Source organism: Mesorhizobium sp. P2_C5_2 (assembly GCF_056404535.1).
This window is the reverse complement of sequence record NZ_JBFUDV010000002.1, coordinates 290,092-310,769: the sequence shown is the minus strand read 5'-3', so window position 1 is coordinate 310,769 and position 20,678 is coordinate 290,092. Positions and strand designations below refer to the sequence as shown.

The 20,678-nt window shown below is 63.3% G+C and carries 26 protein-coding genes; 17 read left to right on the top strand and 9 right to left on the bottom strand.

The genetic code is table 11. The features are described 5' to 3' along the window. Positions 1-296 precede the first annotated feature (296 nt). From AC1D1B_RS08415 to AC1D1B_RS08385, 7 genes are all read left to right on the top strand, one after another. Positions 297-1,061 (top strand): SDR family oxidoreductase, encoded by a 765-nt coding sequence (locus tag AC1D1B_RS08415; RefSeq protein WP_477331099.1) that lies wholly within the window; start codon positions 297-299, stop codon positions 1,059-1,061. Beyond that, a complete protein-coding gene (gene uvrC, locus AC1D1B_RS08410) occupies positions 1,058-3,124 on the top strand; it encodes an excinuclease ABC subunit UvrC (RefSeq protein WP_477331097.1) in 2,067 nt (688 codons plus the stop codon). The genes AC1D1B_RS08415 and uvrC overlap by 4 nt, the downstream gene beginning before the upstream one ends. Before the next feature lie 157 nt (positions 3,125-3,281). Then, the gene (pgsA, locus tag AC1D1B_RS08405; RefSeq protein WP_023673449.1) at positions 3,282-3,878 is read left to right on the top strand and encodes a CDP-diacylglycerol--glycerol-3-phosphate 3-phosphatidyltransferase; all 597 of its coding nucleotides are present in this window, start codon (positions 3,282-3,284) and stop codon (positions 3,876-3,878) included. 1 nt (position 3,879) lies between these two features. After that, positions 3,880-4,134: a molybdopterin converting factor subunit 1 gene (gene moaD, locus AC1D1B_RS08400; RefSeq protein WP_477264540.1), complete on the top strand. Its 255-nt coding sequence runs from the start codon at positions 3,880-3,882 to the stop codon at positions 4,132-4,134. A 4-nt stretch (positions 4,135-4,138) separates the two neighbouring features. After that, positions 4,139-4,615, top strand: coding sequence for a molybdenum cofactor biosynthesis protein MoaE (locus AC1D1B_RS08395; RefSeq protein WP_477331095.1), 477 nt, complete (start codon positions 4,139-4,141; stop codon positions 4,613-4,615). A gap of 85 nt (positions 4,616-4,700) precedes the next feature. Further along, a complete protein-coding gene (locus tag AC1D1B_RS08390) occupies positions 4,701-5,468 on the top strand; it encodes a YbaY family lipoprotein (RefSeq protein WP_477331093.1) in 768 nt (255 codons plus the stop codon). Between the two features lie 200 nt (positions 5,469-5,668). Next, positions 5,669-5,938, top strand: coding sequence for a hypothetical protein (locus AC1D1B_RS08385; RefSeq protein ID WP_477331091.1), 270 nt, complete (start codon positions 5,669-5,671; stop codon positions 5,936-5,938). A gap of 77 nt (positions 5,939-6,015) precedes the next feature. Here the strand turns inward: AC1D1B_RS08385 and AC1D1B_RS08380 are convergent, their stop codons facing one another. Continuing rightward, positions 6,016-6,492 (bottom strand): cupin domain-containing protein, encoded by a 477-nt coding sequence (locus AC1D1B_RS08380; RefSeq protein ID WP_477331089.1) that lies wholly within the window; start codon positions 6,490-6,492, stop codon positions 6,016-6,018. 64 nt (positions 6,493-6,556) lie between these two features. On the opposite strand from AC1D1B_RS08380, the gene AC1D1B_RS08375 reads away from it, so the two are divergent. Then, complete coding sequence (locus AC1D1B_RS08375) at positions 6,557-7,012, top strand: MarR family winged helix-turn-helix transcriptional regulator (RefSeq protein ID WP_477331087.1); 456 nt, start codon at positions 6,557-6,559, stop codon at positions 7,010-7,012. Between the two features lie 2 nt (positions 7,013-7,014). Here the strand turns inward: AC1D1B_RS08375 and AC1D1B_RS08370 are convergent, their stop codons facing one another. The 3 genes from AC1D1B_RS08370 to AC1D1B_RS08360 form a co-directional block, all read right to left on the bottom strand. After that, on the bottom strand, positions 7,015-7,626 hold the full coding sequence (locus AC1D1B_RS08370; protein ID WP_477331086.1) for a class I SAM-dependent methyltransferase: 612 nt from the start codon (positions 7,624-7,626) through the stop codon (positions 7,015-7,017). A gap of 135 nt (positions 7,627-7,761) precedes the next feature. Continuing rightward, complete coding sequence (gene ndk / locus AC1D1B_RS08365; protein WP_142867808.1) at positions 7,762-8,184, bottom strand: nucleoside-diphosphate kinase; 423 nt, start codon at positions 8,182-8,184, stop codon at positions 7,762-7,764. 111 nt (positions 8,185-8,295) lie between these two features. After that, entirely contained in the window at positions 8,296-9,198 is a 903-nt protein-coding gene (locus AC1D1B_RS08360; protein WP_477331084.1) for an AraC family transcriptional regulator, read from the bottom strand. A gap of 191 nt (positions 9,199-9,389) precedes the next feature. Between AC1D1B_RS08360 and AC1D1B_RS08355 the strand changes: the two genes are divergently transcribed. The 4 genes from AC1D1B_RS08355 (at position 9,390) to AC1D1B_RS08340 (ending at position 11,412) form a co-directional block, all read left to right on the top strand. Continuing rightward, positions 9,390-10,127: an SDR family oxidoreductase gene (locus AC1D1B_RS08355; RefSeq protein ID WP_477331082.1), complete on the top strand. Its 738-nt coding sequence runs from the start codon at positions 9,390-9,392 to the stop codon at positions 10,125-10,127. A gap of 28 nt (positions 10,128-10,155) precedes the next feature. Beyond that, entirely contained in the window at positions 10,156-10,455 is a 300-nt protein-coding gene (locus AC1D1B_RS08350; RefSeq protein ID WP_477331080.1) for a hypothetical protein, read from the top strand. 13 nt (positions 10,456-10,468) lie between these two features. Beyond that, complete coding sequence (locus tag AC1D1B_RS08345; RefSeq protein ID WP_477331078.1) at positions 10,469-11,041, top strand: DNA-3-methyladenine glycosylase I; 573 nt, start codon at positions 10,469-10,471, stop codon at positions 11,039-11,041. A 164-nt stretch (positions 11,042-11,205) separates the two neighbouring features. Next, positions 11,206-11,412: a hypothetical protein gene (locus AC1D1B_RS08340; RefSeq protein WP_477331076.1), complete on the top strand. Its 207-nt coding sequence runs from the start codon at positions 11,206-11,208 to the stop codon at positions 11,410-11,412. Between the two features lie 43 nt (positions 11,413-11,455). On the opposite strand, the gene bluB is transcribed toward AC1D1B_RS08340, so the two are convergent. Beyond that, a complete protein-coding gene (gene bluB, locus AC1D1B_RS08335; protein WP_477331074.1) occupies positions 11,456-12,088 on the bottom strand; it encodes a 5,6-dimethylbenzimidazole synthase in 633 nt (210 codons plus the stop codon). A gap of 91 nt (positions 12,089-12,179) precedes the next feature. Then, on the bottom strand, positions 12,180-12,878 hold the full coding sequence (locus AC1D1B_RS08330) for a glutathione S-transferase family protein (protein ID WP_477331072.1): 699 nt from the start codon (positions 12,876-12,878) through the stop codon (positions 12,180-12,182). Positions 12,879-12,948: 70 nt separating this feature from the next. On the opposite strand from AC1D1B_RS08330, the gene AC1D1B_RS08325 reads away from it, so the two are divergent. The 4 genes from AC1D1B_RS08325 (at position 12,949) to AC1D1B_RS08310 (ending at position 16,241) form a co-directional block, all read left to right on the top strand. Beyond that, positions 12,949-13,461, top strand: coding sequence for a DinB family protein (locus AC1D1B_RS08325; protein WP_477331070.1), 513 nt, complete (start codon positions 12,949-12,951; stop codon positions 13,459-13,461). A 224-nt stretch (positions 13,462-13,685) separates the two neighbouring features. Then, a complete protein-coding gene (locus AC1D1B_RS08320) occupies positions 13,686-14,270 on the top strand; it encodes a hypothetical protein (protein WP_477331068.1) in 585 nt (194 codons plus the stop codon). Between the two features lie 228 nt (positions 14,271-14,498). After that, a complete protein-coding gene (locus tag AC1D1B_RS08315) occupies positions 14,499-15,287 on the top strand; it encodes a GGDEF domain-containing protein (RefSeq protein ID WP_477331066.1) in 789 nt (262 codons plus the stop codon). A gap of 126 nt (positions 15,288-15,413) precedes the next feature. Next, positions 15,414-16,241: a sterol desaturase family protein gene (locus AC1D1B_RS08310; RefSeq protein ID WP_477331064.1), complete on the top strand. Its 828-nt coding sequence runs from the start codon at positions 15,414-15,416 to the stop codon at positions 16,239-16,241. A 90-nt stretch (positions 16,242-16,331) separates the two neighbouring features. Here the strand turns inward: AC1D1B_RS08310 and AC1D1B_RS08305 are convergent, their stop codons facing one another. Both AC1D1B_RS08305 and AC1D1B_RS08300 read right to left on the bottom strand, forming a co-directional pair. After that, positions 16,332-18,413, bottom strand: a complete 2,082-nt coding sequence (locus AC1D1B_RS08305; RefSeq protein ID WP_477331062.1) for an ATP-dependent helicase — start codon at positions 18,411-18,413, stop codon at positions 16,332-16,334. Between the two features lie 85 nt (positions 18,414-18,498). Beyond that, on the bottom strand, positions 18,499-18,663 hold the full coding sequence (locus AC1D1B_RS08300) for a hypothetical protein (protein WP_477331060.1): 165 nt from the start codon (positions 18,661-18,663) through the stop codon (positions 18,499-18,501). 155 nt (positions 18,664-18,818) lie between these two features. Here AC1D1B_RS08300 and AC1D1B_RS08295 point away from each other — a divergent pair, with 155 nt between their 5' ends. Next, entirely contained in the window at positions 18,819-18,971 is a 153-nt protein-coding gene (locus tag AC1D1B_RS08295; RefSeq protein ID WP_477331058.1) for a hypothetical protein, read from the top strand. 28 nt (positions 18,972-18,999) lie between these two features. Here the strand turns inward: AC1D1B_RS08295 and AC1D1B_RS08290 are convergent, their stop codons facing one another. Next, the gene (locus tag AC1D1B_RS08290; RefSeq protein ID WP_477331056.1) at positions 19,000-20,514 is read right to left on the bottom strand and encodes a cupin domain-containing protein; all 1,515 of its coding nucleotides are present in this window, start codon (positions 20,512-20,514) and stop codon (positions 19,000-19,002) included. Positions 20,515-20,678: the final 164 nt, after the last annotated feature.

Sequence of the window (20,678 nt, the reverse complement as noted above, 5' to 3'; positions counted from 1 at the left end):
CGGCGGCAGCGAACCTGAAAATGGGTCATTCCCCGGCGCGAATGAGGCCGAAGCTTGGCGTTGCATCTTCGCAACAGCGAAATGTCAGCACGTTTGCGATGCTGCACTGCACTCGGCTTGGTGCAAGGAGTCCAGCGTCCTATATTGCGGTCCTGCCGGCCCGAATCCGGGACGGGTCACAGTGCTGAAAAAGCCGTTTCGCCACATTCCTGCCCCAGGTGGAAACGGCATTTAACCCCTGGACGCGTCACAATGTGCCGGCTAGCGGAATTGAGGCGCAGATTGAGGATTGACAGATGATCGAAGCCGCCAGGACGGCGCTGGTGACGGGTGGGGCAAAGCGGATCGGCAAGGCGATCGTCGAGGATCTGGCCGCGCATGGTTTTGCCGTCGCCATCCATGCCAACCGCTCGGGCGCCGAGGCCGACGCGCTGGCCGCACGGATCAGGGGCGAGGGCGGCCGCGCCGCCGTGGTCGCCGCCGATCTGACCGACATGGACGCCGTTGGCGATCTCGTCGGCCGCTCCGAGGCAGCACTCGGCCCGGTCACGCTGCTGGTCAACAATGCGTCGCTGTTCGTCGACGACAGCGTCGAGGACTTCGACTGGACGGCCTGGGACCGCCACTTCGCCATCCATGTGAAGACGCCGGCGCTGTTGGCGCAGAACTTTGCGCGCGCCTTGCCCCAGGGGCAGGAGGGGCTGATCGTCAACATCGTCGACCAGCGCGTCTGGCGGCCGACGCCGCGCTATTTCTCCTATGCGCTGTCGAAGTCGGCCTTGTGGACACAAACCGAAATGCTGGCGCAGGCGCTCGGCCCACGCATCCGCGTCAACGCCATCGGTCCCGGTCCGACGCTGAAGAATGCGCGCCAGGAAGATGATGATTTCCAAAAGCAGGTCGACGGCCTGATCCTGAAGCGCGGCCCGCAATTGACCGAATTCGGCGCCACCATCCGCTATCTCTGGGATGCGCGCTCGGTGACCGGCCAGATGATCGCGCTCGACGGCGGCCAGCATCTTGCATGGCAGACGCCGGATGTGACAGGCATGGTGGAATGAGTCCCGCAGACCACAAAGACAAGCAGCGCGGCGCCGCCGACGATATGCCGCCCGACATCGACCTCGAGGATGAGGCGGCCGAGGAGATTGTCGAGCCCGAGGCCGCTGGGCCAGATGTCGCCTTCACCGCGATCGACTGGGCGCCGCATGCCGGCGACGCCGACGGCATGGTCGGCGCCGAAGTCATCCAGACATTGGTCAAGCGGCTGCCCAATGCGCCCGGCGTCTACCGGATGATGAACGCCGCCGGCGACGTGCTTTATGTCGGCAAGGCGCGCAGCCTGAAGAAGCGGGTGACCAACTACGCGCAAGGCCGGTTCCATACCGCCCGCATCGGCCGCATGGTGCGCGAGACGTCGACGATGGAGTTCGTCGTCACCCGCACCGAGATCGAAGCGCTTCTGCTTGAAGCCAATCTTATCAAGCGCTTGCGACCGCGATTCAATGTGTTGATGCGGGACGACAAGTCGTTCCCCTACATCCTGTTGACCGGCGATCACGTCTCGCCCGGCATCTACAAGCATCGCGGGGCACGGTCGCGCAAGGGCGACTATTTCGGCCCGTTTGCCTCTGCCGGCGCCGTTGGCCGCACCATAAATTCGCTGCAGCGCGCTTTCCTGCTCAGGAGCTGCACCAACTCCTTCTACGAGAACCGCACCCGGCCGTGCCTGCTCTACCAGATCAAGCGCTGCGCCGGTCCCTGCACCGGCGAGATTTCGCATGGTGACTACGCCGAGCTTGTCACCGAGGCGAAGGATTTCCTGTCGGGCCGCAGCCAGAAGGTGAAAACCGAAATCTCCGCCGCCATGCAGGAGGCGTCGCGGGAGCTCGATTTCGAGCGCGCCGCCATCTATCGCGACCGGCTGGCGGCGCTTTCGCATGTGCAGAGCCATCAGGGCATCAACCCGGCGACGGTCGACGAGGCCGATGTCTTCGCCATCCATCAGGAGGGCGGTCAGGTCTGCATCCAGGTGTTCTTCTTCCGCACCGGCCAGAACTGGGGCAACCGCGCCTATTTCCCCAAGGCCGATCCGGCACTGGAGGGGGCGGAGGTGCTGGGCTCGTTCCTGGCGCAGTTCTATGACGACAAGCAGACGCCACGGAATATTCTTCTGTCGCGAGGCGTCCAGGACCAGGAACTGCTGGCCGAAGCGCTGTCCACTCGCGCCGGCCGCAAAGTGTCGATCTCGGTGCCGCAGCGCGGCGAGAAGAAGGATCTGACCGACAACGCGCTGCAAAATGCGCGTGAGGCGCTCGGCCGCCGGCTGGCCGAAACCTCGACGCAAGGCAGGCTGCTCGCCGGCTTTGCCGAGACGTTCGGCTTGCCGAAGCCGCCCGTGCGCATCGAGGTCTACGACAATTCGCACATTATGGGCACCAACGCCGTCGGCGCCATGGTCGTCGCCGGGCCGGAAGGCTTCGTGAAGAACCAGTATCGGAAATTCAACATCCGCTCGACCGAGATCACGCCCGGCGACGATTTCGGCATGATGCGCGAGGTGATGGAGCGGCGCTTTTCGCGGCTGCTCAAGGAACATGGCGATGTCGCCGTTGTCGACGACGCGGCGGCGGGCGACGACATCGAAGAAGACATTTCCGGCAGCTTTCCGGCCTGGCCTGACGTCATCCTGATCGATGGCGGCCAGGGCCAGATGAGTGCGGTGCGCAAGATTCTCGCCGATCTCGGCATAGAGGACCGCGTCGTGGCGATCGGTATCGCCAAAGGGCAGGACCGCGACGCCGGCCGCGAGCGCTTCTTCGTCAGGGGCAGGGACTCGTTTTCGCTCCCCGTTCGCGATCCCGTGCTCTATTTCGTCCAGCGGCTGCGCGACGAGGTCCACCGCTTCGCCATCGGCTCGCACCGCGCGCGGCGCAAGAAGGAGCTGGTCAAGAGCCCGCTCGACGAGATCGCCGGCATCGGTCCCGGCCGCAAGCGGGCGCTGCTGCTGGCCTTCGGCACCGCCAAGGCGGTCAGCCGCGCCGCGGTCGAGGATCTGGTCAAGGTCGACGGCATTTCCGAGCAGGTGGCGAAACTGGTCTACAACCATTTCCACGAGAGCTGACGCATGTCGCCCAAAAGTGTGGAGCGGTTTTGGGACAACGACATGCGTCACCTCTAAGAGAGACAAGCCTATTTTCGTCTGGCCAATCGAATCTCGGCTGTTGACCCCCTACATCCGGTTCTGATTTGAGTACGCAGGCAGAAAGAGTCCCTGAGATATGGCCAAGCGCGCGTTCAACCTGCCCAACATGCTCACCTACGCCCGCATCGTCGCGGTGCCGCTGGTGGTGCTGTGCTTTTTTCTTGAAGGGCATCTGAAATCGAGCGACTTCGCCCGCTGGTCGGCGCTGATCATCTTTCTGCTGGCCTCGATCACAGATTATCTCGACGGCTATCTGGCGCGCGCCTGGCAGCAGACCTCCAACATTGGCAAGATGCTCGATCCGATAGCCGACAAACTGCTGGTCGCCACCTGCCTGCTGCTGCTCGCCGCCGACACCGACCGCCACGCCGGCATTGCCGGCTGGTCGCTATGGGCGGCGATCATCATCCTGTGCCGCGAGATTCTGGTTTCGGGCCTGCGCGAATATCTGGCGGCGCTGAAAGTCTCGGTGCCGGTGACGCAGCTGGCCAAATGGAAGACCGCCATCCAGATGGTCGCCATCGCCTTCCTGCTCGCCGGCCCCGCCGGCGACAAGATCTTTCCGCTGACCACCCAGACCGGGCTGGTGCTGCTGTGGATCGCCGCACTGGTCACGCTCTACACCGGCTATGACTATTTCCGCGCCGGCCTCAAGCACATCATGGACGAGTGAGATGACGAAGCTCATCTATTTTGCCTGGGTGCGCGAACGGATCGGCAAGCCTGAGGAAGACGTCGAACTGCCCGCCGGCATCGAGACGGTGGCCGATCTCCTGCGCTGGCTGAAATCGCGCGGCGAGGAGTATGAGCATGCGCTGCAATATCCTGATGTTATCCGCGTCGCCATCAACCAGGAACATGTCGAGCATCGCGAGAAGATATCCGGCGCGCGCGAGATCGCGCTGTTTCCGCCGATGACCGGGGGCTGACACCATGTCCGGCGCGCCGACGGTGCGCATCCAGCGCGAGGATTTCGACGTCGCCGCCGAGATCGCCGGGCTGACCGAGGGTCGCGCGGACATCGGCGCCGTGGTGTCCTTTTCCGGCCTCTGCCGCGATGAGCAAGGCCAGTTGTCGGCACTCGAGCTCGAACATTATCCAGGCATGGCCGAAGCCGAGATCGGCCGCATCGCCGCCGAGGCGGTTCAGCGCTGGCCGCTGCAAGGCCTGACCGTCATCCATCGTCACGGCAAGATAACGCCCGGCGAAAACATCGTGCTGGTGGTGGCGGCTTCCGCGCACCGGCAGGCGGCGTTCGAGGCGGCGAATTTCCTGATGGATTTCCTCAAATCACGCGCCCCCTTCTGGAAGAAGGAACACCGCGTGGACGGTACCGACGGCGGCTGGGTCGAGGCCAAGGACGCCGACGACCAGGCTGCGGCACGCTGGACACAGTCGCCGGCGGACTGATCCGCAGCCGGAATATTGCCATGCAGCCGCCTTCCATTGACCGCATTCCCTTGGCCAAATCGCTTCCGGCAAAGGGAGCAAGGGCATGCTGGACAGGATCGCTGAATTCTTCGTCTTCGGTTTTGTGCCGCTGGTCGTCGGTATGCTGGCCGTTCCCGAGCCTTCCGTCGCCGCCGAAAAAACCCTGAAGGGCGAGGTGATGTATCGCGAGCGCATCGCGTTGCCGCCCAACGCCGTGCTGTCGGTACAGCTCGCCGATGTGTCGCTGGCCGATGCGCCGGCCGCCATTGTCGGCGAACGCAAGGTGGCGCCGGCCGGCCAGGTGCCGATCAAGTTCGAGATCAGCTTCGACCCAACGGTAATCCGGCCCAACATGACCTACGCGCTGCAGGCGCGCATCACCGCCGACGATAAGCTGCTGTTCATCACCGACACACGCTATCAGGTCGATCCGCTCAGCGATGCGCCGCAGACCATCGTGTTGAAAATGGTGGCGCCGAGCGACAAGCCGACCTCGGCCTCGCTGTTCGACCAGAGCTGGCTGGTCGAATATATCGACGGCATCGGCGTGATTGCGCAACCGCAGGCGACGTTCCGGGTCAGCGAAGCCGGCAAGGCCGGCGGCAGCGGCCCTTGCAACACCTATTTTGCCACCGCCAAGGTCGACGGCTCGACGATCGCCATCAGCGACATCGGCTCGACCTACAAGGCCTGCGCGCCGGAGGTGATGGCCGAGGAGAAGGCGTTGTTCGAGGCGCTGGCCAAGGCGGCGTCCTATCATGTTGAAGCTGGCAAGCTCACCATCGCCGACAAGGATGGCAAGAACATATTGCGCTTCAACGCGGCAAGCTGACGTCGACGGATCGGGCGTAGCGGCGGTGCTGGGAATCGTCTTCGCGACTTTCCGGCCCGGATTTCGCAACAGCCGGGAATAGTCCGGCCGCGCGAAGCGTTAACTTCCCATATGGCGGGTAGGCAAAAGGGACATGTCCCTTCACTGAAGCCGCCAGACCGAATGCAGGTCGATCTGGCCACTCAAAAAGGAGTCCAGATATGAAAAAGCACGCGCACATCCTTGCTGCCACAGTCGTATCGCTGATTACCTTCGCCGGCTTTGCCAGGGCCGACGACCATTTGTTCAATGCACTTCAGCATGGTCTCAGTCCTGACAGCCAACCCTTCCAGACCAACAAGGCCGGCCATGGTGGCGACCTCGCGCCTGGGCAGGGCAGTCCGTTTGTCGGCGCCGACACCAAGACACCGGCCACCGACACCGAAGCGGCGAATGATCATGCGAATGTGAAAGAGCGCCAAGCAAAGTGACAAGAAGCCGCCGCGAGAAGCGGCGGAAATTCTCGTTTGTCCGATGCCGCGCCGCGGGTTGACCGCCCTGGAGAGCATCAGCCCCGCGGTGGCGGCGGCGCCGGCGTCAGGCCGAACCGGCGCATCAGGTCCATGAGCCTGGCGCGGTCGGGCGGACCACCGGCACCGAAGATGGCGAAGGCCTCGCGAAAATAGTCCGGACCGATCTCCGCCGGCGTCACCACGCACAGCACCTTGGCGGCCTCGGCGGTGTCGTTGTCGAAGCGGTGAACCGCGCCTCGTGGAATGCACAGCGCCTGGCCGGGTCCGATATCGTGCCGGTGTCCGTCGACGGTCAGCGTCAGCACGCCTTCGATCCCGTACATCGTCTCCTCATAGTGGTCGTGGCTGTGTGCCGGGGCGGGCAGGCGCTGCGAGCCGGCGACCGTCAGTTCGAAGGCGGCGATGCTGCCGTTCGATTGGTCGCCGGTCAGCAGGAAGCGAATGGCAAGGCCGCCATGGCTGATTGTTTCGTCCGCGGGATTGACGCTGACCTGGCTGGCTTTCTCTAGCATTCCATTCTCCCATGTGGTAAATCGAATTTACCGATATGGGTAAACTCAATTTACCATGGTGTCAATGCCGCAATCCGCCGAAGATCCGTCAAAGAAGCCGCCGCTGATCGGCGCGCTGCTGCGCGTGCCGGCCATGGCCATTCACCGCAAGCTGATCGGGGATCTCAGGGCATCGGGTTTCGAGGACCTCAGCCCGCCGCATATGGCGGTCATCCAGTATCCTGGTCCAGATGGAATGCGTCCGAGCGCGCTTGCCGAGCGCGCCGCAATGAGCAAGCAGGCCATGAATCAGCTGCTCAAGACGCTGGAAGCGACGGGTTACATCACCCGCTCGGCGGCGCCCGATGAGGGCGGCGGGACCATCGTCCACTTCACCGATAGGGGCCGCGCCGCCTACCAGAAGATGGCCGACATCCTGCTCGACGTCGAGCGGGAATGGGCCGAGGAGCTCGGGCAGAAGCGATTCACCGAGCTGAAAACGCTGCTCGGCGACCTCTGGGACACGCCGCTCATTCGTTGAGCTCAAACCGGCTTCGCCTTCTCGAACGTCGCCCCATAGTGATAGGGCGGCACCTCGACCAGTTTAATAAGCTTCAGGCCGCCGGCTTCCGCATCCGCGATGGTCTGTCGTGGTGAGAGCCTGAGTTCGGTTCGTGGGCCGCGCGGCTCGCCCAGCACTGTCGTCGCCTCACGCGGCTGCTGGTGCCAGTTGACGATGGCAAAGTGTCCGCCGGGGGCGAGCGCCTCGCGCACGGCACGCGCCAGCCGCGGCCGGTCGGGCACGCCGTGGAAGGCGTTGGCCATGAAGACGAAGTCGACGGGCCGGGACACAAGGTCCGCGAGCTCGTAGGCGTCGCCGGCGACGAATTCGCAATTGGTCACGCCGGCGCCGGTCAGCCGGCGTTGCGCGGCCTCCAGCTGGTCGGCGTCGATGTCGATGGCGATGACACGGCGGGCGACCGTGGCGATCGGCAGCGTGAACCAGCCGTCGCCGCAGCAGAGGTCGACCGCCTCCATGCCTGGCTTCAGCCCGGTTGCCGCAAGCACGCCGGCGGGATCCGGCCACAGCGCTTCCCACCAAGTGCTCGACGGCATCTCGGTGCCCTGGAAGAAACCGGGGATGGCGCTGGTCATGGTCGGGTCGGATCCGCTGGTGGCTGGTCCGACCTTAGCGCAGGCCGATCTTCGGGGGGAGTACAGCGGGGTCCAACGCCAAAGAAAAAGGCCGGCGAAACGCCGGCCTTTTGCATGCATTCCGTTCGTGTCGGTTCAGCCGACAATCTCGGTATCCGAGAACCAGTACTTGATCTCTTCGGCGGCGGTTTCCGGCGCGTCGGAGCCGTGCACCGAATTCTCGCCGATCGACAGCGCATGGACCTTGCGGATGGTGCCTTCGGCGGCGTTGGCCGGGTTGGTGGCGCCCATCACTTCGCGGTTCCTGGCGATGGCGTTTTCGCCTTCCAGCACCTGGACGATGGTCGGCGCCGACGACATGAATTCAACCAGTTCGCCGAAGAACGGGCGATCCTTGTGGACGGCATAGAAGCCTTCGGCCTCACGGCGGCTCATCCACACCCGGCGCGAGGCGATGACGCGCAGGCCGGCCTCTTCCAGCATCCTGGTGATGGCGCCGGTGAGGTTGCGCCGCGTCGCGTCCGGCTTGATCATGGAAAAGGTGCGTTCGATCGCCATTGGTCGTCCTTGTGATGAAGAGAGGAATTGGGTGATGAAGAGTGGAATTGGGAGTGGCGGGCTCTATACAAGCCGCCCGGCCCATTGCCAAGGGGAGGCGCTCGACCCGCGCTATTGCGCCGCGACCGGAGCCCTGGCGGCGCCGACGTCGCGCAGCGGCGGCAGGCCGTAGAGCCGGCTGTATTCGCGGCTGAACTGCGATGGGCTTTGATAGCCGACACTGTAGCCGGCGGAGCCGACATCCAGGCGCTCCGTCAGCATCAGGCGGCGCGCTTCGTGCAGGCGCAGCTGCTTCTGGTATTGCATCGGCGTCATCGCCGTGACTGCCTTGAAATGATGATGCAGCGACGACACGCTCATGCCGGCGTGTCCGGCCAGCTCCTCGATGCGCAGCGGCCGCGTGAAATTCTGCCGCAGCCAGGCGACGGCCTGGGCGATCCTGTTGCTCGGGGTCTCGATCATGGCGATCTGCAGCAGGCTGGGACCGAACGGACCGGTGGCCACGCGGTAGAGGATTTCCTGCTCGATCAGCGGCGCCATCGCCACAATATCCTCAGGCCGATCGAGCAGCCGCAGCAGTCGCAAGACGGCATCAAGAAGGTCCGACGGCGCCTTGTTGACGGCGACCGCCCGCTCCGGCGCAACTGCCGGCCTCACCTTGCCGATCCGGCCGAGCAGTTCCTTCAGCCGCTCCGGCTCTATTCGCATGCCGAGCCCGAGATTAGGCGCTTCGATGCTCGCCTCCGTCACGCGCGATACCACCGGAAGATCGAGCGAAACCACCAGATAGTCGCCAACCCCGTAGTGGTGCACGTGCGGCCCGAGCGTCAGGCTCTTGGCACCCTGGACGACAAGGGCAAAACACGGCCATTGGGCAGTGTGGACAAACTGTGTCGTCGAAGAACGCCGGGAGAAGAAGAGGTTGCCGATCGCCGTCGGGCGCTCCTCGTCATGCGTTGTGAAACGCGTAATGATCGACGCCATTTCCTGGTAGGGGTCGTGCGGACGCGTCAAGCGGGCCCCGATATGTTCGAAGCTGTCATGACTCCAATCATATCCGATCCTGCACGCACGGCCAGTGTCGGCAGGTGAGCTTTGCAGGATCGTACATGAATCTTGCAGGATCGCGATAACGTTCGGTCGTCGCTTCATCGCATAACGCCGCCAGCGGGAGCGTGCTCCCAACCATTCAGGCGGAGCTTCCCATGACTAACATCTCTACAAGCAAGGTCGTGCTGATCACCGGAGCCAGCAGTGGCATCGGTGAGGCCACAGCTCGCCATCTGGCGGCGAGCGGCCACAGGATCGTCCTCGGCGCCCGCCGCACGGACCGCATCGCAGCACTCGCCGCGGAGATAGAACAGACCGGCGGGCAGGCCGTGCACCGGGAATTGGATGTAACCGACCTCGACAATGTCAGGGCATTCGTCGCTGCCGCGCAGGAGCGTTTTGGCCGGGTCGACGTGTTGGTGAACAATGCCGGCGTCATGCCATTGTCGCTGATGGCGGAATTGCGGATCGACGAGTGGAACCAGATGATCGACGTCAATTTGCGCGGCGTGCTTCATGGCATTGCCGCCGTGTTGCCGATCATGAGCGGGCAGAAATCTGGACACATCATCAATGTGGCTTCGGTCTCCGGCCACCGGGTCGACCCAACCGCGGCGGTCTACTCGGCGACCAAGTTCGCGGTGCGGGCGCTTTCCGAAGGGCTGCGCCAGGAAAGCCGGGATCTGCGCGTGACAGTAATCAGCCCTGGTCTCACCCGCACCGAATTGTTTGACGGCATCAGCAATCCCGAGATCAAGGCCGGCGCCAACGCGATGCTGGATCAGTCCTCCATTCCGGCCAGCGCTATTGCCGAGGCGATCGGCTTTGCCATCGGCCAGCCAGACGGCGTCGATGTCAACGAACTGATCGTGCGGCCAACGGCCCAGGGCTGAGGCAGCAACAGAGCGAAAGGTATATGAAATGACAGAAGCGATCGAAGTAACGACGTTCAGGCTCAATGGGCAGTCCTGCCGGGAATTCGTCGCGGCCAACGCCGATATCGACGCCTGGCTTAAGCTCCAACCGGGTTTTCGATCGCGCCGCATCGCCGAGCGTGACGACGGCGCCATCGTCGACGTGCTGATCTGGGCTACGGAAGAGGACGGCCGCAACGCCGCAAGCGGCATCATGAGCGAGATGGGGCATTCGCCGGTGCATGCAATGATCGATCAGCGTAGCGTGGACTGGACCGTGGCGCCGGTCCGCCACAGTATCGGGTGAGGGAGCTTTTGCGATGGACGATCATGCAAACCATCGTTGCGGGTGGGCGCAGAGCGATCCGCTGATGCGCGCCTATCACGACGAGGAGTGGGGTGTGCCGCAACGCGACCCTCGCATGCTGTGGGAAATGCTGATGCTGGAAGGCTTCCAGGCAGGATTGGCCTGGATCATCGTGCTGAGAAAGCGTCAGGCCTTTCGCGCCGCCTTTGCCGGGTTCGAGCCGGAGGCGGTCGCACGGTTCGGCGCGGCCGATATCGAGCGGCTGATGGCTGATCCCGGCATCGTCCGCGCCCGTGCCAAGATCGAAGCGACCATCCGTGGCGCCCAGATCTTCTGCGAGATGGCGGAGCGCGGCGAGAGTTTCACCGATTTCTGCTGGTCCTTCACCGATGGCAAGGTCGTAAAGAGCGACGGCCACAGCTGGGTCGCGTCGTCGCCTCTGTCCGAGCGGATCTCCAAGGAAATGAAGCGGCGCGGTTTCAAATTCGTCGGCCCGACCATTGTCTATGCCTGGATGCAGGCGGTCGGCATCGTCAACGACCATGCCGCCGGCTGCTTCCGCCGGGCTGAAGTCGAGGCCGCCTAGCGCTTGGTCACCATCGAAGAGCGGCCGAACCCCTCTCGCTCCGCCGTCGGCGAGGTGTGCCAAGGCGGATCCTGGGGCGAAGATGGACGGTTCGCATAGGCGGGGATATTATCTCGGGGAAGTCAGTTGAACGGCGAGCTGGGCGCTGAGGAAGCTTTGACGAGATGAACTGGCACGATCGGAGACCCGGGGATATCAAGGGCATCCTGCTCATGGTTGCCGTCTTAGGCGGCTTGGTCGTTGCCCTGCTGCTCTTTCCCGGTCTTGGCAAGAACACGAACTTCGGCTTCGGTCCGGAATGGCAATGCGCCCCGATGGCGAAGGGCGACCCGATCTGCGTCAAGCTCATCGCCAAGGATGAGACCAAGTGACTTATCGCCAAGAAGGTGACTTGTCGCCGGAAAGTGACCGGCACTACCGCTTGATCACCACAGGCCGCCGCCGCTGCTCCCAGCCCTCGCGTTCCAGCGTCGGCACATCATGCTCCTCGCTGGCATAGCCGAGGCAGAAATAGCCGATCAGCGTCCATTCGGGCGGCGTGTCGAGGATTTTAGCCATCTCGGCCGCATCGAGGATCGACACCCAGCCCATGCCGATGCCTTCCGCCCGCGCCGCCAGCCACAGCGTATGCACCGCCATCACGGCCGAGTAGTCGATGGTCGCCGGCATGGTCTTGCGGCCGAGCCCGTGGCCCTGTTCCGTTGTGCGGTCGGCGAAAACCGCGAACTGACAAGGGGCCTCATTGAGGCCGGCGAGCTTCAGCCGGGCATAGAGCGCGGCGCGCTCGCCCGAAAAGCATGCCAGCGCCTCGGCATTGCAGCGCTCGAAAGAGTCTCTCACGGCCGCGCGCCGTTCGGCGCTCTCGACCACGACGAAGCGCCACGGCTGGCTGAGCCCGACCGACGGCGCGATGCACGCAAGCTCCAGCAGCCGCTCCAGCGTGCCCTCCGGCAAAGCCGTCCGCTCGAAGCGCCGCACATCCCGGCGCCAGCGCAGCAGCGCGACCAGCCCGGTGCGAAAATCGTCGGTAAAATCGGGGGGTGGCATGGCGATCGGGAGGCTTTTGTTGGGAATAGGCAGTAGGCAGTAGGGAATACAGCGCGGAGACCCTATTGCCTACTGGCTATTTCCCTAATTCCTAGGCGGCTGCCGCCGCCTCCACCGTACGGCCAAGGCCGTCATGAAGGTCGAGGCAGCGTCCGAACCATTGCGCAACGATGTCGCTGTCGTCGAGCAAGCGGTAGGGCGAGGTGATGCGTGCCCATTGCAGCGCGCCAAAGACGATGTAATCGGCAAAGAGCGGCGAGGCGCCGCCGATGAACGGCTGATAGCCGAGCATCGAGCGCAGCGGCTCCAGCGCGGCACGGAAGCCGGCGAGCCCGGCATCGCGGGCGGCCGTCACCGCCTCCAGCGGCTTGCCGAAGCGTTGCTCGCGGCTGGTGCGGAAATAGGCGGCGTTCTCGTCGTCCTGCATGGCGTGGATGTCGAGCAGCGCGGCCGTGGTGACATAGGGATGGACGGTGAGTTGCGACCACCGCTCGATGAAACGCGCCATCGCCTTGCCGCCGTCGCCGCCAAACAGCGTCGGCCGCTCGGGATAGGCCTCGTCCAGATAAAGCGCGATGGCAAAGGAATCGGCCACCACACGATCGCCGTCGCGGATCACCGGCACGGTCTTCGAGATGCCGCCTTCGACCCTCGGCACGTCGAGGAAGCGCGTTGGCAGGCTGGACCTGTCCAGCCCTTTATGCGCAAGCGCCATGGCAATCTTCCAGCAATGCGGGCTGAACGGACGGGACGTGTCGCGTCCGACGAGTTCGTAGAACAGAATGGTCATTGGCGGCTGCGTCCTCGCGGTCTAATTAGGCGCCTGCGGTTGAAGCGGAACTCGTCGGCGGGAAGAAAAGATGAAACAGCATTTCATGATGTTTGCGGCCTACAATCAATGGGCCAATGGCCGCATCTATGAGGCCGCCGCCGATCTCCTGGATGAAGAATTCGAACGGGATGTCGGCGCCTTCTTCGGTTCGATGATGGGCACGCTCAATCATTTGCTGGCCGCCGACCGCGTCTGGATGAAGCGCTTTACCGGCGAGGGCGACGCACCTTCGAGGACCGATACGATCCTCCACCGCGCCTTGTCAGTCCTCAGCCTGGCACGCGAAGCGGAGGACAAGCGGATCATCGACTGGGTCGGCGGCATGAGCGACAAGGCGCTTGCTGGCCGCTTCTCCTACATGACGATCTCCGACATGCGCACCGTGTCGCAGCGGCTGGCGCCGGCACTCAGTCACTTCTTCAACCATCAGACCCATCATCGCGGCCAGGCCCACATGATCCTGACCGTGCTTGGCCGGCCTTCCGTCCCGCTCGATCTGGTACAGTTCCAGCGCAGCGAGGAAGGCCGCGCCTACGCCTGATTTCAGGATTGGGTTGTCTTATATTAGTAACTTATAAAGTTTTAGAATAAAGCGCGCCTTGTTTTAGCGTGGCAATGAAATGTTCAAAAACTAAGATTCACGGAAACAGAAAGTACGTTGAAACCGGAATGCATCTCCAAGCGTAGCTCTTGGTGCATGAGCAATACGATGGATTTTCCAAGAGATTGCAATGCGGGACTGGAAGGGCAACAGAGGAGAGTGTCATGTCTAGTATCGTTCGGAAAATCGCCAGAACATTTGCAAGCGGAGCGCTTGTCGTTATTCTTGCCGTTCCTGCAAGTGCGGCTGAGGTTGGCCTTGGTGGCATCGGCGGCGTTTCCATCGGTGGCAATTCAGCCAACGGCAATGTCGGCGGTGCCAACGGAGCCAACGCAAATGCCTCCTTCGGCGGCAGCAGCACCGACGCCAGCGCCTCTATCGGCGGCACGAGCGGCGCCAATGGCAACGCCGTTATTGGTGGCGGCGGTGGCGCGGCCACGGTGTCCTTGGGCGGGACCAGCGGCGCGGTGACCAATGCGACCCTGGGCACAGGCAATGGTGTCAATGCCGCGCTGAGAACGACGCTCGGCGGCACGAGCGCCAATGTTGGTGTCGGCACCGGAGTTGGTACGTCAGGCATTCCTGGCACTCCGGGAACTGTCAGCACGCTGGGTCTGCCCGGCGTCGTTGCCAGCATGTCGAGCAGCCAGCTGACACGCATGAAGAAGCGTTGCATCGACGTCCTCAGCAGCGAGGGCACCTACGACCGCGACCTGCGGCAGCTCTGCCTGATGATCTCCCGTCGCTGAGACGGGTTTCGCCGGGAGTGTCGAAACCAGCCGAGAGGCTTTACGGCACTCTCCTCCGGTCAGTCGGAAAGCCCGCTACGCGAGTGGCGGGCTTTTGTGACCGCCGGCATCGTCATGGCGATCGGCGGTGCTATCGATGGGCTGTTAACCACATTACAATTGAAGGCAAGGTTTTAGGGTTTCATTTGTGTTCCCACTGCAAAATGGCGGACACGATGGGAGAATGGCATGCGGATCGATCTGTCGCCCACGAGCTGGGGCAGGGTCATAGCGGTCACAGTTGTCGGCACGGCGATCTGTATCGCGGCTGCCTTCTTTGTCGATTCCTACAATTTTCCGTCGCTGTCGCCTGATGCGTTGCGCTGGGCGAAGCTCACCGACCTGTTGCTGCCGCTTGTGCTGGGTGGATCGTTCTTCTCTTTCCTGATGTACAAGATGCGTCAGCTGGCCATCGCCCAGAAAGAGCTGAGCATCGTCGCGGCGACCGACAGCCTGACGGCAGTGTTCAACCGCGGGGCGTTTTCAATGCTGGTCGAAGCCTATCTCGACCAGGCGCGCAGCCAGGCCGTCGTCAATGCCGGCGCCTTGCTGATCGTCGACGCCGACCATTTCAAGACCATCAACGATCGACTGGGTCACGATTGCGGCGATCAGGCGCTGAAGCTGATTGCCGAGACGATCAAGGCCCAGCTGCGCGGCGCCGACATTGTCGGCCGCATCGGCGGCGAGGAGTTCGCCGTTTTCCTGCCCGGCGCCGACCCGTCGCAGTCCTGGCTGGTCGCCGAGGGGATTCGGCGGCGCATCCGCGAGGTTGATTTTTCCCCGGGTGGACGACCTTGTCCGCTTTCGGTGAGCATCGGCGGCGTCGCCTTCAGCGGACCCACCACCTATGCCGACATGTTCGTGACGGCCGACCGGCACCTCTACAAGGCCAAGTCGAACGGGCGAGACCAGGTCAGTTTTGAGACGACAGGGCCGCGCGGCCTGCTGGCCGGCGACCCGGCAACGTTCCATTGAGACCGAGCAATAGGGTCGGAGCGGGCCTGGTGACCTGATCCGCAGCGGCCAGCCAACGTCAACAATCCGTTCATCCCTTGGCCATTAATCTCCGGTGAGCCGATCTTCGGCTGCAACGAGGGCAGGGTGTCCGATCTCGTAGACCTCAAGGCGGTGCTGGTCATAGCACTTATCTTCATTCCGCTGGAGCGGCTGTTGCCGCTGCATGCGGAGCAATCATCGACGCGCCGGCATTGGCTGAACGACGTCGTCTACCTGCTGTTCAACGGCATCATCACCAAGATCGGCCTGCTCCTCGTGATCGGCACAGCCATGCTGGTGCTTGACCGATTTGTTCCGGCCGGACTTACGCAGGCGGTGCAGTCGCAACCGGTCTGGCTGCAGGCCGTGGAGGTTCTGGTGCTGGCCGATACCGGCTTCTACCTGGCGCATCGCGCCTTTCACGCCGTCCCGTTCCTGTGGCGCTTCCATTCGATCCATCACAGCATCGAGGAGATGGATTGGCTGGCCGCGCACCGTGTCCATCCTGTCGACCAGATCCTGACCAAATCGGCGTCGTTCCTGCCGGTCTTCGCGCTCGGCTTCTCGACCACCGCCATACTGATCTTCACACTGATCTATCAGTGGCAGTCGCTGTTCATCCATTCGAACACGCGTATCAAGTTCGGACCGTTGAAATGGCTGCTGGCGTCACCGCAGTTTCATCACTGGCATCATGCCAATGAGCGCGAAGCCTGGGACAAGAATTTCGCCGGGCAGTTGCCTTTGCTCGATATGCTGGGCGGCACCTTGTTCATGCCCGACAGGATGCCGCAGAAATACGGCACCGATGATCCGGTCCCGCCGCTCTATCATCAGCAGCTTGCCTACCCGTTTGTCGGCAACACGGAGCAGCTCGCGCAGCCGGCGAGGCTGGCCGAAGCCTCCCCGACGTCGGCCGGCAAGTCCGATTGATCTTTTCGCGGGTTAGACTTGGTCCCGCCGCGTCTCAGGCGGCATAGCCGCCATAGCCGCGCGGGCGGCATCCACGGCTGCGGCCGGCGGCTATTTCCACATGCCGCGCATGCGGGCGCCGAGGTCGACCCTGACTTCAGGTCTGTGGCGCGGATCGTCCTTTGCGTGGACGCTCGCCCACGAGGTCTGCTCGAAGGCGCCGAGGATCGAGGCTGGGATGAAGCGGCTGCGCGAGGCGTAGACGTTGCGGTCGCCGCGCGCCGGCTGGTTGTGCGGGTAAAAACGCTGCGGCGTCACCAGGTGCAGGCCGTCCTTGGCGCGCGTCATCGCGACGTAAAGCAGCCGGCGTTCTTCCTCGATGTCTTCCTTGGTGCCGACGCCGAGATCGGCCGGGATGCAGCCGTCGACGGTGTTGAGCACGAAGACATTCTTCCACTCCTGGCCCTTGGCCGAATGGATGGTCGACAGGATCAGATAGTCCTCGTCGCGATGCGGCGGTCCGGCCTGGTCGCTGGTCGCATCCGGTGGATCGAGCGTCAGCTCGGTCAGGAAGCGCTCGCGCGAGGCATAGCCGGCACCGATCTGCTCGAGCTGCATGAGGTCGGCCCGCCGCGTCGTCGCATCCTCGTGCATGCGCTCGAGATGCGGCTCGTACCACAGCCTGACCTGTTCGAGATCGGCCGGCCATTTTCCCGACCTGGCGCGCAGGCCGGAATAGAGCGCGACGAATGCCGGCCAATCCTCCGCAGCGCGTTGCGGTGGCCGGAAGCGGGCCAGCCCCATCGCTTCATCGAGCGATGTCGCCATGGTCTCGACGACGGCACTGGCCGCCGAAGGGCCGATGCCGGGCAGGAGCTGCAGCACGCGAAAGCCGGCGACGCGGTCGCGCGGGTTCTCGGCAAAGCGCAGCACCGCCAGCACGTCCTTGACATGGGCGGCGTCGAGGAATTTCAGCCCGCCGAACTTGACGAAGGGGATGTTGCGACGCGTCAGTTCGATTTCCAGTGGTCCGCTGTGGTGCGAGGCTCGAAACAGCACCGCTTGCGATTTGAGCACCGTGCCGGCCTCGCGCTCGGCAAGGATCGCCTGGCAGACATAATTTGCTTGTTCGGCCTCGTCGCGCACGCTGACCAGTTTCGGCTTTTGCGATGATTTGCGGTCCGACCACAGATTCTTGGTGAAGCGCTCCGACGCCTCGGAAATCACCGCGTTGGCTGCCGCCAAAATGGTCTCGGTCGAGCGGTAATTGCGCTCCAGCATGATGACTTCTGCGGCTCGCGCGAATTGCTGGGGGAAATCGAGGATGTTGCGCACTTCCGCGGCACGGAACGAATAGATCGACTGCGCATCGTCGCCGACCACCGTCAGTCCGGCGCCGTCCGGCTTCAACGCCGAAAGAATCGAAGCCTGTAGCCTGTTGGTGTCCTGGTATTCGTCGACCAGCACATGGTCGAAACGGGAGGAAAGATGCGCGGCGATTTCAGGCTCGGCCGCCATCTGCGCCCAATAGAGCAAGAGGTCGTCGTAATCGAGCACGTTCTGCGCCTGCTTGGCCTCGACATATCCGGCGAACAGCGCCTTCAGCTGGTCGGCCCACCCCGCGCACCAGGGAAAAGCCGAACCCAGCACCTCACCGAGTGGCGCCTGCGCGTTGACCGCGCGCGAATAGATCGCCAGGCACGTGCCCTTGGTCGGAAAACGGCTTTCGGTCTTCGAAAAGCCGAGCTCATGCCGGGCGAGGTTCATCAGGTCGGCGGAATCCTCGCGGTCGTGAATGGTAAAGGCGGGGTCGAGGCCGATCGTCAGCGCATAATCACGCAGCAGTCGAGCGCCGATACCATGAAATGTGCCGGCCCAGCTCAACGCGTCGGCGATGACGGACGCGTCGCGGCCCAGCACCTCGCCGGCAATGCGTTCCACCCGCCTGGCCATTTCGGTGGCGGCGCGGCGCGAGAACGTCATCAGCAAGATGCGTCTCGGATCGGCGCCCTTGACGATCAGATGCGCGACCCGGTGGGCGAGCGTATTGGTCTTGCCGGAGCCGGCGCCGGCAATCACCAGCAACGGCCCGGCGATCTGGCCGTCACCATGCTCGACGGCCAGCCGCTGCTCGGTGTTGAGCTTCGCCAGATAGGCAGGCTGCAAAGTCGAATCATTGATGGCGATGGTCATCGCCCATCAAGCATCGTTTCCGCTTTGTTCGCAACGGGCGAGCGCCCGGCCTCTACCACGCCTTTATCCCTCTTTGATGGTTGGGCTATCTTCGCGGAGCCACGCCCATCGCCGCCGATTGGCGCCGCAAGGCGCGTTCGTCGCCGGGCATCGGCAGCGGTTCGAAATCGTTGGGCACCTCGTCGATGACTTTTCTGGCGGCGCGATAGGCGGCATAGGCGACAAGGCCGGTTATGAGCAGACGGATCATGGCGTGATCTCCTTTGCTCAACCAACCGCAAAGGCGGCGTTTTATTCCCCCGCCGGCTAGGCATCCCTTGCGGACGTGCAACCAAAGTGCAGCCACCTCGTTGCCTTACAAATGGGGAAGGAGAGCAACGGGGAGGGCGGACGAAGGAGGTAGCCATGAAGAGGCTTCTGATCCTGTTTGCCGTTGGCTTGGGGCTCGCGGCCTGCGACAACAACATCCAGCCGACCAAGGCGCCCGTGGTCGATCAAGTCCCGCAGCCGACGCCGAAGCCGGCAACTGGTGACGAACAACCGCCACCGGCGCAATGATCCGGGTCATCGCGGCCAAGATGAATCTTTACCGCCCCAGCAGATTTCGGGCGGCGTGGAGCAGGGTGGACCAGCGCGATACGGTCTTGTCCAGTTCGAAGACGAGATAGCGCGCGGGTTCGGCGCCGATGGACTTCAGCCCGTGCATTGCACCGGCAGGGTGATAAAGCAGCGCCGGAGCCGAGACCCGCTTGCCCAGCGTCTCAATCGCACCGGAAAACAGGACAATGGCCACGTCATAACGGTCGGCATGGGGCGCGTAGCCGACGCCAGGCATCGCGATCGAGACATGACAGTGCAGTCGATCGAGCCATCTGGTCCTCGCGTTGAGGATCGTTCCCCGATTGCGCTTGCCGAGATCCGCCGTGGCAAACAGCGTGTCTGAGCCCCGCACGAAGGCCAGCTTCGACGCTTCGCCCGGCGCATGGCCTCGCTCGTTGCGCCATTTCAGCATCGTGTAGAGCACTGGTCTGTCGCTGGCATTGACCAGCGTGTGCGGCTGGAAGGCGGGATAATAGGCGAAATCGCCTGCGTTCATCGTCTCGCGTCGAACGCTCTCAGACCCGATGTCGTCGGCGGTTATCAACGCTGCTTGCCCCGAAACGACAATGAGGATCTCTTCTTCCACATGGGCGTGCAGTGGATGCGGCGTGGCGCCGGGCGCCAGTACCGATGAGTGTGCGTCCATGAATTCGATCTTAGCCGTGCGGCCGCGAAAGTGTGGCATCGAGGCGAAATGTGCCACCGGCTTGGCCGGCAGTTCGGGCAGATCGAACGCGGCGTTCGGTATCGCGGCAAGCCTGCGCGCGCCGGGCGGTCTGGCGATATGGTTGACACCGATCGGCGAGCGGCCGGAAACGACCAGTACCGGCGGTCTTGGCTCCGTCCTGAAACGAAACGGCCATTCGAAGGCTTCAGGAATGAAGACCGGGCGGTCGGCGCGGGCATATTGCAGCAGCAAGGCGACGCGTGTGGTCGTCGACGGATTGTGCGAGCCATGCCAGACCCTGCCGTCAAAGACCAGCGCTGCACCGTCGCAAACGTCGGGCTGAACGATTGTTGCGTCTTGGGCAAAAGTCCGCGCTGCATCCAGCACAGCCGCATCGGAATTTTCCGTCGCATTCATTCCAAGCCTGGCTTTGATCTCCTGAACCGTGGCGCCGTAGCGGTGCGAACCCCTGACGAATTTGAGGCCCGACGCGGAATTTGTGTTCTCCAGGCCCAGCCACACGGTTAGGAAGCCGCCATCGGCCGATGACGATTCGACATCGCAGTGAAACGGATGCTCCGTGTCCGGACGCCTGATGACGAGATGCGCGGCCCACAGAATGATGTCTTCGCCGAGGACCGGGCGTACCAGCTCGAGGATGCGCGGGTCGCTGGCGATCTTGTAGTAGTGATGATTGGCGACAGCGGACGCCTTGCTCCAAACCTTCTTTTTCTGGCGTTCCTTGATCAGCCTGGGCAGAAGGCGGCCACGTTCCTTTCGGCTTAGAACCGGAAACGGGCCAGCGAAACCGTCGCGCTCAATGTCGTCGATCATCAATCAGCTCGCTTCAGGTGAACCCAATCGGAACCGATTGCCTGAGCCGAGAGTACGACAGGCGCGCATAGCAAAACAAGAGCGGGGAAGAAGGCCGGCGCCGCTTGGGAGGAAGCTGAAAGCGCCGGCCAAGCGGGAAAACAGGCCCGCCGCGCGACCGAAGA